Annotated in this window: 17 protein-coding genes and 1 riboswitch; of the genes, 2 read left to right on the forward strand and 15 right to left on the reverse strand. The window is 71.2% G+C overall.

Annotated elements, in window-relative coordinates:
• Positions 1-5: 5 nt before the first annotated feature.
• The 8 genes from AB0J66_RS17225 to AB0J66_RS17260 all read right to left on the reverse strand — a co-directional run bounded on the left by AB0J66_RS17225 (position 6) and on the right by AB0J66_RS17260 (position 8,967).
• Entirely contained in the window at positions 6-2,912 is a 2,907-nt protein-coding gene (locus tag AB0J66_RS17225; RefSeq protein WP_364660999.1) for a Calx-beta domain-containing protein, read from the reverse strand.
• A gap of 14 nt (positions 2,913-2,926) precedes the next feature.
• A riboswitch (cyclic di-GMP riboswitch) is annotated at positions 2,927-3,006 on the reverse strand.
• Between the two features lie 140 nt (positions 3,007-3,146).
• Positions 3,147-4,325: a hypothetical protein gene (locus tag AB0J66_RS17230; RefSeq protein WP_364661002.1), complete on the reverse strand. Its 1,179-nt coding sequence runs from the start codon at positions 4,323-4,325 to the stop codon at positions 3,147-3,149.
• A 173-nt stretch (positions 4,326-4,498) separates the two neighbouring features.
• Positions 4,499-4,738, reverse strand: coding sequence for a ferredoxin (locus AB0J66_RS17235; protein WP_364661005.1), 240 nt, complete (start codon positions 4,736-4,738; stop codon positions 4,499-4,501).
• Complete coding sequence (locus AB0J66_RS17240; protein WP_364661008.1) at positions 4,735-5,943, reverse strand: NADH-ubiquinone oxidoreductase-F iron-sulfur binding region domain-containing protein; 1,209 nt, start codon at positions 5,941-5,943, stop codon at positions 4,735-4,737. Before AB0J66_RS17240 ends, AB0J66_RS17235 begins: the two co-directional genes overlap by 4 nt.
• 175 nt (positions 5,944-6,118) lie before the next feature.
• Positions 6,119-6,715 carry a ferric reductase-like transmembrane domain-containing protein gene (locus tag AB0J66_RS17245; protein ID WP_364661011.1) on the reverse strand — a complete coding sequence of 199 codons (597 nt, stop codon included), beginning with the start codon at positions 6,713-6,715 and terminating at the stop codon, positions 6,119-6,121.
• Positions 6,712-7,608: an FAD:protein FMN transferase gene (locus AB0J66_RS17250; RefSeq protein ID WP_364661014.1), complete on the reverse strand. Its 897-nt coding sequence runs from the start codon at positions 7,606-7,608 to the stop codon at positions 6,712-6,714. The genes AB0J66_RS17245 and AB0J66_RS17250 overlap by 4 nt, the downstream gene beginning before the upstream one ends.
• Positions 7,608-7,877, reverse strand: a complete 270-nt coding sequence (locus AB0J66_RS17255) for a hypothetical protein (RefSeq protein ID WP_364661017.1) — start codon at positions 7,875-7,877, stop codon at positions 7,608-7,610. Before AB0J66_RS17255 ends, AB0J66_RS17250 begins: the two co-directional genes overlap by 1 nt.
• Positions 7,878-7,965: 88 nt before the next feature.
• Entirely contained in the window at positions 7,966-8,967 is a 1,002-nt protein-coding gene (locus tag AB0J66_RS17260) for a LacI family DNA-binding transcriptional regulator (protein ID WP_364661019.1), read from the reverse strand.
• Between the two features lie 51 nt (positions 8,968-9,018).
• On the opposite strand from AB0J66_RS17260, the gene AB0J66_RS17265 reads away from it, so the two are divergent.
• Complete coding sequence (locus tag AB0J66_RS17265; protein ID WP_364661022.1) at positions 9,019-10,074, forward strand: Gfo/Idh/MocA family oxidoreductase; 1,056 nt, start codon at positions 9,019-9,021, stop codon at positions 10,072-10,074.
• Positions 10,071-10,850, forward strand: a complete 780-nt coding sequence (locus AB0J66_RS17270; protein ID WP_364661024.1) for a TIM barrel protein — start codon at positions 10,071-10,073, stop codon at positions 10,848-10,850. The genes AB0J66_RS17265 and AB0J66_RS17270 overlap by 4 nt, the downstream gene beginning before the upstream one ends.
• Positions 10,851-10,903: 53 nt before the next feature.
• On the opposite strand, the gene AB0J66_RS17275 is transcribed toward AB0J66_RS17270, so the two are convergent.
• From AB0J66_RS17275 to AB0J66_RS17305, 7 genes are all read right to left on the reverse strand, one after another.
• Positions 10,904-11,521 carry a response regulator transcription factor gene (locus AB0J66_RS17275; RefSeq protein WP_364661027.1) on the reverse strand — a complete coding sequence of 206 codons (618 nt, stop codon included), beginning with the start codon at positions 11,519-11,521 and terminating at the stop codon, positions 10,904-10,906.
• On the reverse strand, positions 11,518-12,669 hold the full coding sequence (locus AB0J66_RS17280; protein WP_364661029.1) for a sensor histidine kinase: 1,152 nt from the start codon (positions 12,667-12,669) through the stop codon (positions 11,518-11,520). The genes AB0J66_RS17275 and AB0J66_RS17280 overlap by 4 nt, the downstream gene beginning before the upstream one ends.
• On the reverse strand, positions 12,633-13,421 hold the full coding sequence (locus tag AB0J66_RS17285; RefSeq protein WP_364661032.1) for an ABC transporter permease: 789 nt from the start codon (positions 13,419-13,421) through the stop codon (positions 12,633-12,635). The genes AB0J66_RS17280 and AB0J66_RS17285 overlap by 37 nt, the downstream gene beginning before the upstream one ends.
• The gene (locus tag AB0J66_RS17290) at positions 13,418-14,251 is read right to left on the reverse strand and encodes an ABC transporter ATP-binding protein (protein ID WP_364661034.1); all 834 of its coding nucleotides are present in this window, start codon (positions 14,249-14,251) and stop codon (positions 13,418-13,420) included. The genes AB0J66_RS17285 and AB0J66_RS17290 overlap by 4 nt, the downstream gene beginning before the upstream one ends.
• A 111-nt stretch (positions 14,252-14,362) precedes the next feature.
• Positions 14,363-15,361, reverse strand: a complete 999-nt coding sequence (locus AB0J66_RS17295) for an HNH endonuclease (protein WP_364661037.1) — start codon at positions 15,359-15,361, stop codon at positions 14,363-14,365.
• 180 nt (positions 15,362-15,541) lie between these two features.
• Complete coding sequence (locus AB0J66_RS17300; protein ID WP_364661040.1) at positions 15,542-16,297, reverse strand: ABC transporter permease; 756 nt, start codon at positions 16,295-16,297, stop codon at positions 15,542-15,544.
• On the reverse strand, positions 16,294-17,205 hold the full coding sequence (locus tag AB0J66_RS17305) for an ABC transporter ATP-binding protein (RefSeq protein ID WP_364661043.1): 912 nt from the start codon (positions 17,203-17,205) through the stop codon (positions 16,294-16,296). Before AB0J66_RS17305 ends, AB0J66_RS17300 begins: the two co-directional genes overlap by 4 nt.
• Positions 17,206-17,269 lie beyond the last annotated feature (64 nt).

Raw genomic sequence — 17,269 nt, forward strand, 5'->3', positions numbered from 1 at the left:
CGTGCTTACTTGATGACCGGGCGCACGATGGCCGACCAGCCACCGTTGACACCCATCTCCGGGTCACCGTCGATCCAGGCCCGCAGGGCCACCGTGCCCGAGGGCGCGGTCGTCGTCGCGGTGTAGGCGCCGTTCACGTTGGCCTTGCTCACCAGGATGTTGGTCCAGGTGTTCGGGCCGGTCCAGCGCTGGACCACGACCTTCTTGCCGGCGGCGTTCGGGTTGCTCTTGACGAGCACCGTGACGCGGCCCTTCGACGGCGAGCTCGCGGTGAGGGTCGGCCACTGGTTGACCCAGACCTTGACCTCATCCGAGTTCTTCTCCATCGACTGCGTCACGAACCGCATGCCCTGCGAGATCGTCCGCGAGAAGGAGTACATGCCGGTCGCGCTCGCCTTGGTGTTGGCGATCCACTCCAGCTTGCCACCGCCGACCGGGGCGCCCCAGAGCTCGACCGTCGCGTCCTTGCCGGCCATACCGGTGATGCTCACCGGGCCGGAGCCGTTGCGGCTGGGCGGGGCCATGATGGTGGGCTTGCCGCCCTGGCCGGGCTGCTCGGGGGTCTCGTCGCCGTCGCTGGCCGCGATGGTCAGCGTGCCGGGCTCCACCTTGCCGGCGGTGCCGAAGGCGCTGCCGGTGAGCAGAATCGTCTCGGCCGGCTCCTTGGCCTCGTCGTCGGTAATCGCGACCGTCTGGCCCACGTTCTGCGTGGTGCCGGAGATGGTGCCACCGTCGATCGTCACGCCGATCGTGCCCGGGTCGGTGAAGTCGTTCGCCGAGGCCGCGGTGCTGCCGTTGACCGAGCCGCCCTTGAGCGTGACGTTGTAGTTGACGTCGTACTGGGCCGCACCCATGGTGGTCGCCGTGAGCTGGACGTCGTCGCCCTCCTCGGCGTCGACGTCGTTGAGCTTCAGCGACGGCGCCGCATCGTCGTCGGTGATCGTCACCCGGGCGGTCTTGTCGGTCCCGTTCACGATCAGGGCCGTGTCGGTGTCCGGCGTGACCTTGATGGTGAGCGACTCGTCACCCTCGAAGACGGTGTCCCCGTTGACCAGGAAGTAGGCCCAGCCGGTGGTCTGGCCGGCCGGAATGATGACCTGGGCGTTCGGCTCGACGTAGTCGATGTCACCGAGGCCGGTCCCGGACGACGTGGCCACGCCCTGGCCCGGCGTCACCACCGGGACTGTCACCTCGAAGACCGCGCTCGTGGCGGTCGGCGCGCTGAGCTTGATGGGCAGCGCGGCGATGTTGCCCTCGTTGCCCTCCTTCACCGTCAGCGGCGACACCGAGTAGGTCGGCACGGTGTCGTCGTTCTTGATCGTCCAAGTCTGGGGTCCGGTGGCGGAAGGGTTGGCCAGCGTGGCCACACCGCCCGTGACGCCCAGCGTCACCTTGAGGGTCTCGTCGGCCTCGTTCACCGTGTCACCGACGACGTTGACCGAGAAGGTCTTCTCCGTCTCCCCCGGCAGGAAGACCAGCTTGCCGGAAGCCGAGATGTAGTCGGAGCCCTGCACGGCCGTGTCATCGCTGGTCATGTAGGAGACGACGACCTTGCGGCCCGAGGCCTTGTCCAGCCGGACGGTGAAGGTCTGCTTGACCATCCCGGAGTTGCCCTCGGCTGCCGACCGGGTGGCGGGCAGCAGGCGCACCTCCGGCGGGTCGTTGTCGTCGGTGATCCGGCCGGTGGCCACGGTGTCGTCGCCCAGCTTGCCGATCATCGGCTTCGAGAGCGTGAGGTGCAGGTCCTCGGGGTCGACCTCGTCGATCGAGTCGCGCAGCGTGCGGATCTTCACCGTCTGCGCGATGTTGCCCCCGGTGTTGTCGTCCTCGGCCGTCGCCGCCCGGAACGTCACCGTGCCGGTGCCGCCGTTGTAGTCGTCGCCGGCGGTCGCCCGGCCCTCCGGGTGGGCCGGGTCGGGTGTGTAGTCCGATCCGGGTCCGTCGGCGGTGGTCCAGGTCGCGGTGACCGGGCGCTCGGAGCGCCCGCTGAGCGCGACGTCGTAGCTGAGGTCGGCGCCCTCGACGGCCGCGGCCGACACCGAGACATTGATGGTGGGCTGGTCCTCGTTGTCCTGGATGCCGACCGTCGCCGTCTGCGTGCCGGTGACCGACTGGTCGGTCAGGCTCTTGACGGTGAACGACTGCACCGGCTCCTCGTAGAGGTGGTCGTCGTTGATCGCGATGGAGACCGGCGTGCCGCTGTCGTAGTCGCCGGGCGCGACCTCCAGGGCGGCGTCGTCCGCGACCTGGACGTAGTCCAGCTCGGTGCCCGCCTTCGCCGTGCCCGGCGTGGTGGTGATCGGGATGGTGACCGGCTTGCCCGACGGAGCGGCGAGCATGGCCGACACCTTGACCGAGCCGGCGCCCTCGTCCGGGCTCGCGTCGTCGACCATCAGCTTGTAGGTCGGCGCGGCGTCGTTGTCCTTGATCAGCGCGTTGACGTCGATCGTGCCGCCGCCCGGCAGGTTGACGGTGACGGCCAGGTTCTCGTCGAACTCGTCCATCGTGTCGTTGACCGTCTGGATCGAGACGGTCTGGGTCTGCGGCGACGTCGCGCTGGCGGCGGCCGGGAACGTGACCGAGCCGCTCATCGCGGTGACGTCGTCGGAGTCGGCCTTGGGGTCGTTGCCGCCCGTCGCCGTCCAGTTCACCGCCTGCTCGGTGACCGCGCCGCCGGTCTCACGGCTGAGCCTGATCTCGATCTTGCCACCCTCGGTCACCTCGATGTCGCCGGTGCCGACCCGGGTGATGGTGCCGGGAGCGGCGTAGGCGGGCGAGGTGGCGATGACGGCCGGCGCGAAGCCGATCGCGCCCGCTACGGCGATCGCTAGGATGCGCCGGGCGGACTTGGGGCCGCGCAGCATGAACGGAACCGAGCCGCTCGTGGCTGCATGGGCTGTGGAAGAGCGCATGTCTTTCTTTCTCCTTCGGCGGCTGGGCTGCCTCCGTCGGGGGAGGCCCCTGGCTTTGCGTCCCCGCCTTGCGACGGGTTTGCCTGTTCGGGCACCGCACCTGAGGGCGGCTCGGAGGGACCGGCCAAGCCGGTCTGAGCAGCGCGTGAGGTAGCGCCTTCCGTAATCTAACCGGCGTATCGACCCGTTAATGGCGGAACGCTTTTTTCGGGTTAAATCGGCCTGAAGAGCGCATCACAGCATCGAAGAGCGCCGTCGCCACATCGCTCTGACCAGCCACGGAGCAACTCCGGCGGCCAGGAAGAGGGCTAGGAGCGGCAGCCGCCACCAAACGGATATCTGGCGCTTTGGCGACGAATAATCATCAGAAACCCATAGACGGGCAGTTTTCGACCAGGCCAGGAACGCGTCGCCGATCGGGGCGGCGCCCAGGGCGTACCGCTTGGTCCCAGGGGTGTAGATCGCAAGCCCGGCCACCTCGCCGAAGTTGGCCAGGCCGTCGGCGAGCGACTCGTCGCCCTGCAGCTTGGCCGCGCCGATCGTCACCACGGTGGCGGAAAGGCTGACGCCGAGGACGAGCGGGCCGGAATCGACGTTCGACGGGCCGTCCGTGCCGACCGGGTGCTCGCGCACAGTCGGGCCGAGGCCGAGCGGGGCGGCCAGGAACCAGCGGCGGAACAGGTCGTACTGCGGGCGGGCGAACGACGGGTCGATCTCGGCCAGGAAACGCTGGATGATGCTCTGCGAGGTGCCCTGAGCGCCGGAAGTCGGCGCGCCGGTGTCGGCGTCGGCCGTGTGCGGCATCAGGCCGGTCGCCGGATCGAGGCGGGCCTCAACGTTGGCCACCCAGCGGATCACCGTCGCGTCGTAGGCCGGGGTGAGCAGCTTGTCGTGCAGACGCAGCGAGGCCATGGCCACGGTCGAGTCGACCGGCCAGGCCCGGCCGGGATAGGACGCGAGGAAAGGCGTCGGCGAGGCGTCGAACGCGGCGGCGATCTCCGCCGAGTCGGCCTCGAAACGGCTCAGCTCGGCCGGGTCGCGCTCCAGAGTGAGAATGCCGCCGCGCAGCCAGTTGACCCAGCCGCGGTAGAAGACGCCGTACCTCAGGGGCATGTCGCCGGCGAACGGCGCCCGGCCGGCGTCGGTCTCGAGCCGGGCGAGGGCCCACCGGGCGTCCCCCACCCGGTCCAGGTCGACGGCGGTCAGGCCGTACAGCGCGTACAGGAAGAAGTAACCCTCGGGGAACTGCCGCTGCGCGTCCTCGGCCGCGCCCGACTCCAGCTGCTGCCGCAGAAAAGCCAACTGCCGACGTACGCCCGAATCGCCGTCAGCCGGCGCGACCAGGCGAACGGCGCCGAGCAGGGCGGCCGCGCTCACCAGCACCGCCAAGACCAGCCGCACCACCCTCAGCATCGACCGATCTTAAGGACTCCCCACAACCCGGACGAAACGCCGCACCGGCCGCCCGCCCTCCCAGGGGGCCCCCGCCTCTACAGCCATCCTCCCCAAAAACCGCAAGATCGTGCGCGGGCCTGTGGACAACGCGCGGGCCTGTGGACAACCTCGGCCACCCACAGCCGGCGGTCCTAGAATCCTGGACGACCGGAAGGCCGTTCGGTGTCGCGGAGCAGGCGCAGGGCGAGCATCGGGCAGCGATCGACGGCGCGCTGGGCGGAGGGCTCCAGCTGGGGTGGGACGGCAGGCTGGGGGTTGCCGTCGCGGGCCATCGGGAAGCCCCAGTCGTCTTCGGTGAGGAGCTCGGGGACGAGTTCGGCGCAGAGGCCGCGCCCGTCGCAGGCGGTCCAGTCGATGTGCAGGCGGGTCATGAGGGGGTCTTCATCGCCAGGCAGCGACCCGTCAGGTGGGCGGCCGCGTCCGCGTCGAAGGCGCGCATGGCGCTGCCGATCAGGCGGGCCGTGCCGTCGGGGTGGCGGCAGGCGCCGCGGCCGGCGACCAGGCGGGTCAGGCGGTCCACCTCGGCCGGGAGGCCGGGGCGGGCGCGGAAGGCGGCCAGGTCGCTGAGGGTGGCGGCCAGGCGGGGCAGGCCGTTGACGCAGGGGCCGCACTGGCCGGCGGACTGGTCGGCCAGGTAGCCGGCGATGCGGGCGGTCTCGGCCAGGCCGCAGGCGCCGGCGGGCAGGGCCATCACGACGCCGGCGCCGGGGGTCGCGCCGTAGGGGGCCAGGGCGGCGCGGCTGATCGGGAGCGCGGGGTCGGCGGGGACCCAGGCGCCGTGGTAGCCGCCGACCAGGACGGCTGACAGGCGGGTGGTGGGGCCGCCGGCGGCCGCGATGAGCTCGCCCAGGGTGACGCCGTAGCCGGCTTCCAGGACGCCGGGGGCGGCCACCGCGCCGGTGACGGTGGCCAGGAAGGTGCCGGGTTCGTCATAGGTCCCGGCGGTACGGAACCAGCCCGCGCCGTAGCGGGCGATCAGCGCCAGGTGGGCGAGGGTTTCGACGTTCTGCACCAGGGTGCCGGTGTCGGGCAGCCGGGCCGGCTTGTCGACCGGGACCGCGCCTCGACCGGCGACAGCCGAGGCGACTGCGGACTCCTCCCCCGCGACGAAGGCGTCGGGCGCGGCGACCAGGGTCACCGGCACGGCGTCCAGACCGGCCGAGCGGCGCGCGTCCAGCGCGGCCCGGAAGGCGGACGGGCGCGGCACGTACAGATACGCCGTGCCGGCACGGGCGGCCCGGGCCACCAGCTGCAGGCCGTCCAGGATCAGGTGCGGCTGGTACGCGAGCAAAGCCTTGTCCTTGCCGGAGGCGGGCTCCCCCTCGGCGCCGTTCGCGATGATCACCGGTGGCCGGCCGGAGACCACGACCGCGTTGAGCTTGCGCCACAACGGGAATCCGGAGCCGCCACGGCCGGTGAGGCCGGCGTCGCGCGCCATCCCGACGAGCTGGCTGGCGTCCACAGTGGGCAGCCGCCCGTGCTCGGCGAGATGCGTCTCGAGCCGGCCGTCCCCGGCCCCGGCCAGCAGCCGGCGCTGCACCGCACCACCGGTGGGCGCTTCAGCAACGCTGGTCATCGAACCTCCAGAGAACGCGAAGAGCACGGAGTCATCGAACCGCCAAGGGAACGCCAAGAGCACGGGACCATCGGTCCGCGGAGGGAGCGCCAAGAGCACGGGACCATCGGTCCGCGGAGGGAGCGCCAAGAGCACGGGACCATCGAACCGCCAAGGGAACGCGAAAAGCGCGACATCATCGAACCTTCTCCAAGTCGCGAGCGGGGTGCAGGCGCGACGCGACGCGGCGCTCGGCGCGGTGCGGGAAACGGGTGAAATTCGGGGTGAGGCGCCAGACGACGGCGGCGAGCACGACGGCGGCGCAGAGCATCGAGACGATCCAGAGCCAGACCGTGCCGTTGTCGGAGCCGGTGCCCAGGCCGTGCATCAGGGCGACCGGCCAGCACAGATAGGCCAGCCAGTGCACGGCCCGCCAGGTGCGGGCGCCGAGCCGCTGCCGCAACAGGCTGGTCACCACGATCGCGATCATCAGATCGAAACCGAGCGTGCCCAGCCCCTGCCAGAACGGGCGGTAATTCCCCACGAAGGGCAGGACCAGATCGAAGACCCTCAACTGCGCGTACGGATCGAAGAGCAGGCTCACCACGTGCAGCATCAGAAACACCACGGCCAGCAGGGCGGCATTGCGGTGCAACAGGTTCACGGCGAAGCGGGGCAGATGGAAAGCCGTACGCCCGGAACGCGCGCCGACGCCCAGGGTGACCACGACGGTCAGCAGCGCCAGGGAGACCACGCCGCTGCCGCGGGCGAAGTACCAGAGGGCGTCGGTCATGCCGGCCACCCGCCCTGCCGGACCACGTCGAGACCGGGCGTGACCAGGCGGCTCGGCACGCCGCGGAGGAGGCCGCCCTGGCGGTGACCGCGGACGACGGCGGCCGTGCTCAGGGTGTTGGCACGCAGGCAGGAGTACGCCGCGACCGACACCGTGCGCCAGACCGTCGGCGCGGGCAGCCCGGTGCGCGGGTCGAGGATGTGGTGCAGGTGTCCCCACGTACGGCTGGCGGTGCTGGAGGTCGCGACGGCGGCGCCGGCGGGGAGGCGTACGGCCTGGTCCGGATCTCCGGGCTTGTCCCGCACGAGGACCCGCCAGCCGCCGTCGGGGGCCGGGCCGGCCGTGGCGATGTCGCCGCCCAGGGCGACCATCGCGCCGGCCCCGAGGCGCTCGGAGATCAGGGCGGCGCAGCGGTCGGCGGCCACGGCCTTCGCCGTCGCGCCGAGGTCAAGCTGTACGCCGTCAGGGACGGTCAACCGGTTGTCGCGCAGGCGGATCGCGCGCCAGCCGGGGGCGGCGAAAACGCGTACGGCCGGGGCAGTCCGCTCGCCGGTGATGGCGGCGAAGTCGCGGTCGTAGCCGAGGCCGCTCAGGGCGGCGCCGATCGTCGGGTCGACGTCCCCGTCGGTGTCGCGGGCGGCCCTCAGTGCGGCGGCGACGAGTTCGGTCAGCAGAGGGTTGATCTCGGTGGGCCGGCCGGTGGACGCTTGGCGCAGCTCGGAATCGGGCCGGAACCGGCTGCAGGCCAGGTCGATGGCGGCCAGTTCGCCACGGACCAGCGCGGCCGCGTCATCGATGAGCGAGGGCTCGGTGATCACGACGCGGGCCACGGTGCCCCAGACGGTCCACTGTGCAGTGTCGGCGCCGATCGGCAGTGTCTCGACGAGAGGCATCACGAGCCGCCCGAGGTAGCGCCGCTGCTGCCGCTGTCGCTCGATCCGCTGTCGGTGGACAGCGACGGCGAGTCGCCGGTCGTTGTGCCCGAATTGTCAGCCGACGAGTCGCCGCTCGATGAGCCCGAATTGTCGGTGACCGTCGTCGATTGGCCGCTGTTGTCAGACGCGTAGGCAGCCGCGGCCACGGCCGCGGTCCCCACCGCCGACGCCGCCACCAGAACACCGGTGAGCAGCGCCGTGCGCCGCAGTCCCGTCTCCCGCTTCATGAGGCCTCCCTGTTGCTTGACACCTCAACCACCTTGCGGGTTCCGCCTCGCCCTGACCTGTGGCGCTGCTTGGCGCTTCCTGTGAGGGCTAGGCCGGCGCGGGGCCGGTCGTCGAGCGGATCACGAGGTGGGGCGGCACGATCTGGGCGCGCCGGGTGACCTCGGCGCCGTCGATGCGGTCGACCGCGCGGGCCACGGCCAGCTTCGTCATGGTGGTGACGTCCTGGGCGACCGTGGTCAGGTCGACGTGGGCCAGGCGGGCCAGGTTGCTGTCGTCGTAGCCGACGACGCTGATGTCCTCGGGCACCTTCCGGCCGGCGCGGGCCAGGACGTCGAGCACGCCGGTCGCGCTGCGGTCGTTGAAGACCGTGATCGCGGTCGGCGGTGTGCGCTGCCGCACCAGCGCGCGGGCGGCGGTGGCGCCCTCCTCTTCGGTGAGGCCCCCGCCGACGACCTGGACGTGGTCGCCGAGACCGTGGGCGGCCATGGCATCGCGATAGCCCCGGCGGCGTTCGGCGGCGCCGGGCGCGCGGCCGCCGTCGATGTGCGCGATCCGCCGGTGACCCAGCCCGGTCAGGTGGTCGACGGCCTGGTGCAGGCCCTCGGCGTCGGCGGTACGGATGACGTCGGCGCCGCGGGCGTCCCGGGCCAGCACGACCGTTGGGAGCCGGGTGGCGAGCCGGGCCAGGCCGGTCGCCGGGGTGACCGGACCGCACATGATCAGGGCTTCGCAGCGGTCGGCGAGCAGACTCGCGGTGGCCTCGGCCTCGTCGCGATCCGGGGTGACGGCGCTGAGGGCCAGCTCGTAGCCGGAGTCGCGGGCCGCCGAATACAGGGCGGTCACCAGGTCGACATGGAAGGCGTGCTGGATGCCGAACACGACGCCGAGCAGGCGGCTGCGCCCGCTGCGCAGCAGGCGGGCCCGGCTGTCCGGGTGGTAGCCGAGCTCGTCGGCCGCTGTCAGGACCCGCTGTCGCGTCTCGGCGCTCGGGCCCGGCTCGTCGCGCATCACCAGCGACACCAGTGATTTGGACACGCCGGCGCGAGTGGCCACGTCGGACAGGGTGGGCCGGGACCCGGTGTTCGCCATGTGCACATCGTAGGGCTGGAACGTTCCAAGGCCAACCGGCAGGATGCGCTTATGGAACGTTCCAGGTTTGCTGTCATCGGAGCCGGCCGGATGGGCCTGTTTCACGCCGAGACCCTGAGCCGGCGCCTGCCCGGCGCCCGGCTGACCGCCATTGCCGACCCGGCCGGGGCGGCCGGAGTCGCTGTGGCCGGCCGGGCTGATGCCGCTGCGGCCGACGCGGCCGAAGCCGGAGCCGAAGCCGACCGCTGGTACGCCGACGCCGCCCAGGTATGGGACGACCCCGAGATCGACGCAGTGGTGATCGCCGCACCCGCGCGGTTCCACGCCGAGCTGGTCGTGGCGGCGGCCCGGGCCGGCAAGCACGTGTTCTGTGAGAAGCCGATGGCGCTGAACCTGGCCGCCGCCGACCGTGCGATCGCCGCCGCCCGCGACGCCGGAGTCGTGCTGCAGGTGGGCTTCCAGCGGCGGCTCGCACCCGACTGGGCCGCGGCCCGGGCCCTGCTCGACGGCGGCCAGATCGGCTCGCCCCGGCTGCTGCGGTCGCTGACCCGCGACCCCGGTGGGTTCGACCCGGCCCGCGTCCCGCCGGACACGATCTTCTTCGAGACGCTGATCCACGACTTCGACGTGCTGCGGTACCTGAACCCCGGCGCGACCGCGATCGAGGTCTACGCGACGGCCGACGCCCTGGTCGAGCCGTCCTGGCGCGAGCGCGGCCTGCGCGACACGGCGGCGGTCCTGGTGCGCTTCGACAACGGGGCCACCGGCTTCGCCGAGGCGTGCTTCGAGACGGCGTACGGGCATGACGTGCGCGCCGAGGTCTTCGGCTCGGCCGGCGCGGCGACCGTGGGGGACGCCCGCCGTACGGCCATGGTCTTCTCCTCGGCCGCCGGCCGCGGCGTGGCGACGATGCAGAGCGACCAGGAACTGTTCGGCGACGCTTACGTGGCCGAACTGGCCGCGTTCGCCGACGCGGTCCAGGGCGGCCAACCCGCGCCCGGGCGTGCCCCCGTGGCCACCGGCGAGGATGCGCGGGCGGCCCTGGCGATCGCGCTGGCGGCCGCGGAGTCCGCCTCCACCGGCCGCCCGGTGCGGGTGGCGGCATGACCGGCTTCCGGCTGGCGGTCTGCGCCGAGATGGTCTTTCTCGACCTTCCGTTCTCCGAGCGGGTGGCCCGCATCGCCGAGCTCGGCTTCGAGGCCGAGATGTGGAGCTGGGCCGGCAAGGACCTCGACGCGCTGGCCCGGACCGGCGCCACGGTCTCGTCGATGACCGGCTATCTCACCGGAACGCTGGCCGACCCGGACGGCGCCGAGGAGCTGCTGCGGACCGCGCGGCTGTCGCTCGAGGTCGCCGAGCGGCTCGACTGCCCCCGGCTGAACGTCCACGGCACCGGCCTGGACGACGCGGGCCTGCCGGTCGCGCCGGCCGCCGTCGTGACGCCTCGCATGTGGCTCACCGCGATGCGCACCCTGGAGCGTCTGGCCGAGCTCGGCGAGCGCGCCGGCCGGGTCTTCACCCTGGAGAACCTGAACACTGCCGTCGACCACCCGGGCACGCCGTTCGCCCGCGCCTCGGACACGATGGCCCTGGTCGAGGCCGTCGGCAGCCCGCATCTGCGGCTCAATCTGGACCTCTACCACGCGCAGATCGGCGAGGGGAATCTCATCCAGCTCGTCGAGCGCGCATTGCCGTTGATCGGCGAAATCCAGGTCGCGGACGTGCCCGGCCGGCGTGAGCCGGGCACCGGGGAGATCCACTACCCGGCCGTGGCGGCCGCTCTCCACCGACTCGGCTACGGGGGCGTGGTCGCGCTCGAGGGCTGGGCCTCGGGCGACTCCGGGAAGGCGCTCGACCACTTCCGCCAGGCTTTCGACGTGTGAATCAGGTCTTCGACGTGTGCGGCCAGGCCCCGGCGCGTGAAGAACCTGTCTGCTCAGAGCAGGCCGTGATTCATGGCGGTGGTCACTGCGGCCGTGCGGTCGGTGACGTCCAGCTTGGCGAAGGTGCGGAGCAGGTGCGTCTTGACGGTGGCTTCGGAGATGTAGAGGGTGCGGCCGATGTCGGCGTTGGTCAGGCCCTTGGCGACCAGGCGCAGGACTTCGGTCTCGCGGGCGGACAGGCTCGGTGGGGCGGGTTTGCGGACCTGGCGCACCAGGGTGGAGGCGACGCTGGGGGCGAGGACGGTCTCGCCGCAGGCGGCGGCTCGGACGGCGTCGGCCAGTTCGGTGGGGGAGGCGTCCTTCAGGAGGTAGCCGCCGGCGCCGGCCTCGATGGCGCGGAGGATGTCGCGGTCGGACTCGTAGGTGGTCAGGACGAGGACGCGGACGTCGCGGGCGCGGGTGACGATCTGTTCGGTGGCGGCCACGCCGTCGCCGCCGGGCATGCGGAGGTCCATCAGGACGATGTCGGGGTGCTCGGCCAGGGCGACCTCGACACCCTCGGGGCCGGAGGAGGCCTCGCCCACGACGGTCAGGTCGGGCTCGGCTTCGAGCATGCCGCGCAGCCCGTGCCGCACCACCGGATGGTCGTCGACCAACACAATGCGGATCACGCTGGGACCTCCAGCTCGATTGTTGTTCCGGCGGACGGGTCGCTGCGGACGTGGAGGGAGCCGCTGACCTGTTCGGCGCGCTGGCGCATGCCGGACAGGCCGAAGCCGTCGGCGGCGCCGGGGGTGAAGCCGCAGCCGTCGTCGCGGACGACCAGGCGGACGCGGGACGGAGTGTAGGCCAGGAGCACGGCCGCCTCGTGGGCGGCGGCGTGGCGGCGGACGTTGGTCAGCGCCTCCTGGGCCGCGCGCAACAACACCACTTCCACGGCGGTCGGCAGGGTGCGTTCGTCGCCGCTGGTGCGGAAGGTGGCGGGGACGCCGGACTCCTCGGCGAAGCGGGACGCTTGGCGGCGTACGGCCTCGGGCAGTGAAGCGGAAGCCAACGCCGAGGGTGACAGCGCCGCCACGAGGGCCCGGGCCTCGGCCAGGTTCTCCCGGGCCGTCCGGACGGCCAGGGCGAGCCGCTCGTCGCGCAGCTCCGGGTCGACCGACTGCAGCAGGGTGATGATGCTGGTGAAGCCCTGGGCCAGGGTGTCGTGGATCTCGGCCGCGATGCGGGTGCGCTCGGCTTCGCGAGAGAGCCGGGCGATCTCGGTGCGGCTCGCCTCGAGGTCGGCGATCAGCTGCCGGCGTTCGAGGCTCTGCTCGATGACCCGCGTGATCCAGACGCCGAGCCAGATGCCGGAGGCGGCCGAGATGGTCGCGATGATCAGGTCGCCGATGACCTGCTCGGGGCGCAGGAACAGGTCGGCCACCGGCGGCACGAGGACGATCACGATGATCGCGACGACGGCCTGGCGGAGCCGGACCATCTGGAAGATCAGCGGGATGATCGCGAAGAGCAGCCAGTTCGTGACCGGTACGACGACGATGGCGATCGCGAACAGGACGAGCTCGGCGGTCAGCAGGGGCAGGTGGCCGCGGTCGCCGCGCATGACGGCCCGGCCCCACACCAGGTGAAGGACGACGATCGCGGTCACCGCGCCGACCGCTACGAGGCGTTGCCACAGCGGGAACCCGTACGACAGAAGCACAGCGAGTGAGACGACCACGGTGACCACCCCGAGGAAGATCTCCCAGACCCCGGGGTAGCCGTTATGAGCCTCGGGCGTCACTTGTCGCGGCTCCAGCGGAACGTCATCAGGCACAGGACCAATCCGATCACAGCCCAGGCGCCGAGGACCAAGGCGATACGGCCGAGTTCCCACTGGCCGGCCGGCTCCTGATCCTTCATGACGTCGGGCAGGAAGACGTAGCGGAAGCCCTGCGCCATCCACTTCACCGGGAAGATGGACGCGACCTGGATCAGCCACGACGGCAGCTGGGTGACGGGGTAGATGAAGACGCCGGAGATGAACTGGAGCGCCACCACGGGCACATTCAAGATCGCCCCGGCCGTACGCGCGTGCTTGACGATCCCGCTGACCGCCATGCCGAGTAACGAACACGTCGTCACGGAGAGCAGGAAGAGCCAGATGAAGGTCACCCAGTGTGACGCGTCCGGCAGGTCCATGTCGAAGACCAGCACGCCCACGCCGATCAGCACGACCGCCTCGGCGATGCTGAGGGCGAAGACCAGGATCAATTTCCCCAGGACGTACGACGTAGCGGTGATCGGTGTGCCGTGCAGCCGCTTCAGCGTGCCGTCCTCGCGATCCATGGCCAGGCCGGCCCCCATCGTGACGAAGGCGGTGGACAGGATCCCGTACGCGATCATGCTGGCCGAGAAGACGTTGCTGGCGCTGACCCCGGCGTCGGTGTACTGATCGCCGAAGATCGTGCCGAACAGCAGGAGCAGCATCGCCGGGAAGGCGAACGTGAAGATGACGGCGGTGCGGTCGCGGAGGAACTGCAGCAGCTCGACGTGGCCACGGCTGGCCCCCAGGCTCACGGTGCTCATTTGTTCCCCTTGATCAGGTTCAGGTAGACGTCTTCGAGAGTGGGCCGGGTGACCGTCAGGGTGCGCAGGTCGGCCTCGGTCGCGACCAGCTTGCGGATCAGCTCGGTCGGGTCCTCGACCTGCTCGGTCTTCAGGACACCGCCCTCACGCCAGGACACCTTGGTGGTTTTGGCGCCGCCGCCGAGCGTGGTCGGCGTGCCCTCGGCCAGGATCCGGCCCTCGGCCAGCACGGCCAGCCGGTCGGCCAGCGCCTCGGCCTCCTCCAGGTAGTGCGTGGTGAGCATGATCGTGGTGCCCTCGGCGGCCAGCTCCCGGATCAGATCCCAGAACTGCCGCCGGGCCTGCGGATCGAACCCGGTCGTCGGCTCGTCCAGGAACAGCAGCTCCGGGCGGCCCACGATGCCGAGCGCGACGTCGAGCCGGCGGCGCTGCCCGCCCGACAGCTGCCGGATGCGGCTCTTGCTCTTCTCGGCCAGGCCGACCAGGTCGATGACTTCGGCCACCGGGCGCGGGCTCGGATAGAAGCCGGCGATGTGCCGCACCATCTCGGCGACGGTCAGATCCGCCGCGTCGTCGGCGTCCTGCAGCACAATGCCGATCCGGGCCCGCCACTCCCGGCCCCCCGTGGCCGGATCGGCGCCGAGCACACGCGCCTCGCCGCCGTCCCGCTTGCGGTGCCCCTCGAGGATCTCGGTGGTCGTGGTCTTCCCGGCGCCGTTCGGGCCGAGCAGCGAGAACACCTCACCCCGGGCCACCTCGAGATCAATCCCGCGGACCACTTCCTGGCCGCGGTAGGACTTGCGAAGCCCCCGTACTTCAATGGCGTTCATGCCTTAGATGGTGTCGCCCCGAAGGGGTTGATCGATACGACCGAGCGGCCGTCAACGGCTGTCAACCGATCGATGGACGCCGCCGCAGCAATGTCGGGGGGCGACCTCGGCTCAGTCGCTCTCCGCGATGGCCTTGTCCTTTCGTGAGCAGTTGCAGGTGAGGTGGGCCAACCGCAAGTTGCGGCGTTCATCGGTGCCACCGCGCGACGCGGGAATGACGTGGTCGACCGAGCCCGCGTACTGGTGCGGCCAGAAGAGACCCGGATCCACCGGTTCGCCGCACAACCAACACTTCCAGCCCTCTTCATCGCCAAGCTTGTCGACCCAGCGACGCATGTTCACGCTTCCCGCGATCCGCCCGCTCGGCTTGCACGCCCGACCGCAGTATTTTCGAGCGCGTCCCTCGCCCGGATCGAATCGGATGCCACAGGTCACGCACGTCGCGACTCGCGGCACACTGCGGATGTTCACGTCGCCATGCTTGCGTTTGCGCTGGTAGTGCATGTTGCACAACTCGACGCCGGGCGCATAGGTCCTGCGGTCGCAGTCGGTCACGGCACAGCGCCGGTCCCCGTCCTTGGCCGTGTGCGACGACCAGTGGGTGATCAGCGGGTCGCCGTATAGCTGCCAGCGCCGATAGTGAGCCGCGCAAAGCTTGCGCGCATTCGACATCCGCCCGCATCCGTCGATGGAACAGGTCCTGTCCATGGGCTCCGGAAAGTGCAGCGGGTCTCCGAAGCGGCGCCAGCGCTGGTAATGAGCGCCGCACCAACCCCGGACAAGCGCGCGATCGGCGCACCCGCCGACCGAACACGCCACGTGGTCGCCAGGAGGCCGCACCGACTTGACCTCAGCCGGTCCGGGCTCACCGGTGAGGCGCATCCGTCGATAGTGATGGTCGCAGTAGCCCTTCGACTGCTTCTCCCGCCGACAACCGATCACCGCGCAGGCGAGACCGGGTGGCGGTGGGGTCGTAGCCGCCAGCGCCCGAGCGTTCGACTCTTTGACCCGCAGCGCGCGATCCGCCGCCTTCTGCTTCTGATCAGGGGTTTGGTAGTAGTGCTTTCGGCAGAGGCCCTTGGCGACGGGCTTGGTCGCGCACTCAGCCACCGCGCATTCGGCGGCCAGAACGGTCCGGCCCTTGGAGAGTGGACTCCCTGTCGCCCTGAATCGGCTGTAGTGCGACTCGCACCACCCCCGCTTCCGCCGAGGCCTGTCGCAGCCTGGGATTTCGCATGAAGCTGGCGACATCAGGCCCCCTGACAACGCGATGGCCCCGAAGGTCCGGGGTCACTCCCACTTGAAGGTGCGGGCGGCGGCGGTGACACACACGACCGCCCAGAGGGCCAGACTCAGCCAGATCGAGAGCGGGATCGACGAGTCGTGGGAGAGGGTGGCGCGCAGGGCCTCGGCATGGGCGGCCAGGGGCAGCAGGAACCAGCCGAAGGTGCCCAGGGCGGGGGCGGCGAACATGATGCCGCCGGCGGCCAGCATCAGGACGTAGATGAGGGTGGCGGCAGCGGTGGTCGTCTCGGGGCGCAGGATGCTGGCCAGCAGCAGGGCCAGGCCGCTGTACGCGGCGGTGGCGAGGACGGTGACGCCGAGCGCCGGGAGGATCTGGCCGAAGTGGGGACGCCAGCCGACGGCGACGCCGACCAGGGCCAGGACCAGCAGTTGCAGCACGATCAGGCCGAGCACGGCGGCGGTCTTGGCGAAGAGCAGGCCGGGGCGGCTCAGCGGGGACGCGCCCAGTCTTTTCAGCACGCCGTACGAGCGCTCGTAGCCGGTGGTGATCGCCTGGCCGGTGAAGGCCGTGGACATCACGGTCAAGGCCAGCACGCCGGGCACGACGAAGGCCAGCCGGTCGTCGCCGGGCACGTTGGTGACCTTGGTGAGGCCGGCGCCGAGCAGCACGAGCAGCGGCACGCCCATGGCGAGCACGACCGCCTCGCCGCGGCGGGCGGTCAGCACCAGCTCCATCTTGATCTGGCTGGACAGGACGGTACGCATGGGCGCCCGGCCCGGCGCCGGTGCGAAGGTGCTCATCTGTACGCTTCCGCTTTGGTCAGGGCGAGGTAGACGTCCTCGAGGGTTCGCCGGCGGGTGTTCAGCGAGGTCACGGTGGCGCCGGCGGAGGCGAACCAGCCGAGCACCTCGGCGATCGCGGCCGCGTCGAGGGCGCCGGCGATGGCGTACTCCCCCGGGCTGGACTCTGTGACCTTGAGATGCGCGAGGCGGCCGTCGGGCACGAGGCCGGGCTCAGCCCGTACCTCCAGAAGGTCGATGCCCGCGGCGGCGGTCAGCTCGGCCGGGGTGCCGGTCGCGGCGACCAGGCCGTTGCGCATGATGACCACCTCGTCGGCCAGGCGCTCGGCCTCGTCCAGCAGATGCGTGGTGAGCAGCACCGACACACCGTCGGCGCGCAACTCCTCGATCAGCTCCCAGGTGGTGTGCCGGGCCTCGGTGTCCATGCCGGCCGTCGGCTCGTCGAGGAAGACCAGCTCGGGGCGGCCGACCAGGGCGATGGCCAGCGAGAGGCGCTGTTGCTCGCCGCCGGAGAGGCGCCGGAACCTCGTACGCTCGAACTTGCGCAAACCGAGACGGTCGAGCAGCATCTCGACGTCCAGGGGCTGGGCGGCGAAGCTGGCGAACAGGCGCAGGATCTCGCCGGCCGTGGCCCACGGATAGACGCCGCCGGACTGCAGCATGATGCCGAGGCGGGGCATCAGCGCGTCGTGGTCGCCGATCGGGTCGAGGCCGAGGACCCGTACCTCTCCGCCGTCGGCCCGGCGGAAGCCCTCGCAGACCTGCAGCAGGCTGGTCTTGCCGGCGCCGTTGTGCCCGAGCAGCGACAGGACCCGGCCGCGGGGCACGGTCAACGACACACCGTGGACCGCGGTCGTGTCGCCGTAGCGCACGACCACGTCCCGTACCTGGACCGCGTCGTCAGTCAAAACCGCCCGCCCTCACTCAGCGCAACTTCCCTACCTTACGTCCCGGGCTTCACCGGCTCGGCCG

This window comes from Actinoplanes sp. NPDC049598, from assembly GCF_040675435.1.
Classification (GTDB): Bacteria; Actinomycetota; Actinomycetes; order Mycobacteriales; family Micromonosporaceae; genus Actinoplanes.

What these genes read in the sequence shown, in the direction of transcription:
- AB0J66_RS17245 (WP_364661011.1), bottom strand. Translation starts at nt 6,715, where the DNA reads ATGACCGACGCCCTCTGGTACTTCGCCCGCGGCAGCGGCGTGGTCTCC.
- AB0J66_RS17265 (WP_364661022.1), top strand. Translation starts at nt 9,019, where the DNA reads ATGGAACGTTCCAGGTTTGCTGTCATCGGAGCCGGCCGGATGGGCCTG.
- AB0J66_RS17235 (WP_364661005.1), bottom strand. Translation starts at nt 4,738, where the DNA reads ATGACCCGCCTGCACATCGACTGGACCGCCTGCGACGGGCGCGGCCTC.
- AB0J66_RS17250 (WP_364661014.1), bottom strand. Translation starts at nt 7,608, where the DNA reads ATGCCTCTCGTCGAGACACTGCCGATCGGCGCCGACACTGCACAGTGG.
- AB0J66_RS17290 (WP_364661034.1), bottom strand. Translation starts at nt 14,251, where the DNA reads ATGAACGCCATTGAAGTACGGGGGCTTCGCAAGTCCTACCGCGGCCAG.
- AB0J66_RS17260 (WP_364661019.1), bottom strand. Translation starts at nt 8,967, where the DNA reads ATGGCGAACACCGGGTCCCGGCCCACCCTGTCCGACGTGGCCACTCGC.
- AB0J66_RS17300 (WP_364661040.1), bottom strand. Translation starts at nt 16,297, where the DNA reads ATGAGCACCTTCGCACCGGCGCCGGGCCGGGCGCCCATGCGTACCGTC.
- AB0J66_RS17255 (WP_364661017.1), bottom strand. Translation starts at nt 7,877, where the DNA reads ATGAAGCGGGAGACGGGACTGCGGCGCACGGCGCTGCTCACCGGTGTT.
- AB0J66_RS17285 (WP_364661032.1), bottom strand. Translation starts at nt 13,421, where the DNA reads ATGAGCACCGTGAGCCTGGGGGCCAGCCGTGGCCACGTCGAGCTGCTG.
- AB0J66_RS17225 (WP_364660999.1), bottom strand. Translation starts at nt 2,912, where the DNA reads ATGCGCTCTTCCACAGCCCATGCAGCCACGAGCGGCTCGGTTCCGTTC.
- AB0J66_RS17270 (WP_364661024.1), top strand. Translation starts at nt 10,071, where the DNA reads ATGACCGGCTTCCGGCTGGCGGTCTGCGCCGAGATGGTCTTTCTCGAC.
- AB0J66_RS17240 (WP_364661008.1), bottom strand. Translation starts at nt 5,943, where the DNA reads ATGACCAGCGTTGCTGAAGCGCCCACCGGTGGTGCGGTGCAGCGCCGG.
- AB0J66_RS17230 (WP_364661002.1), bottom strand. Translation starts at nt 4,325, where the DNA reads ATGCTGAGGGTGGTGCGGCTGGTCTTGGCGGTGCTGGTGAGCGCGGCC.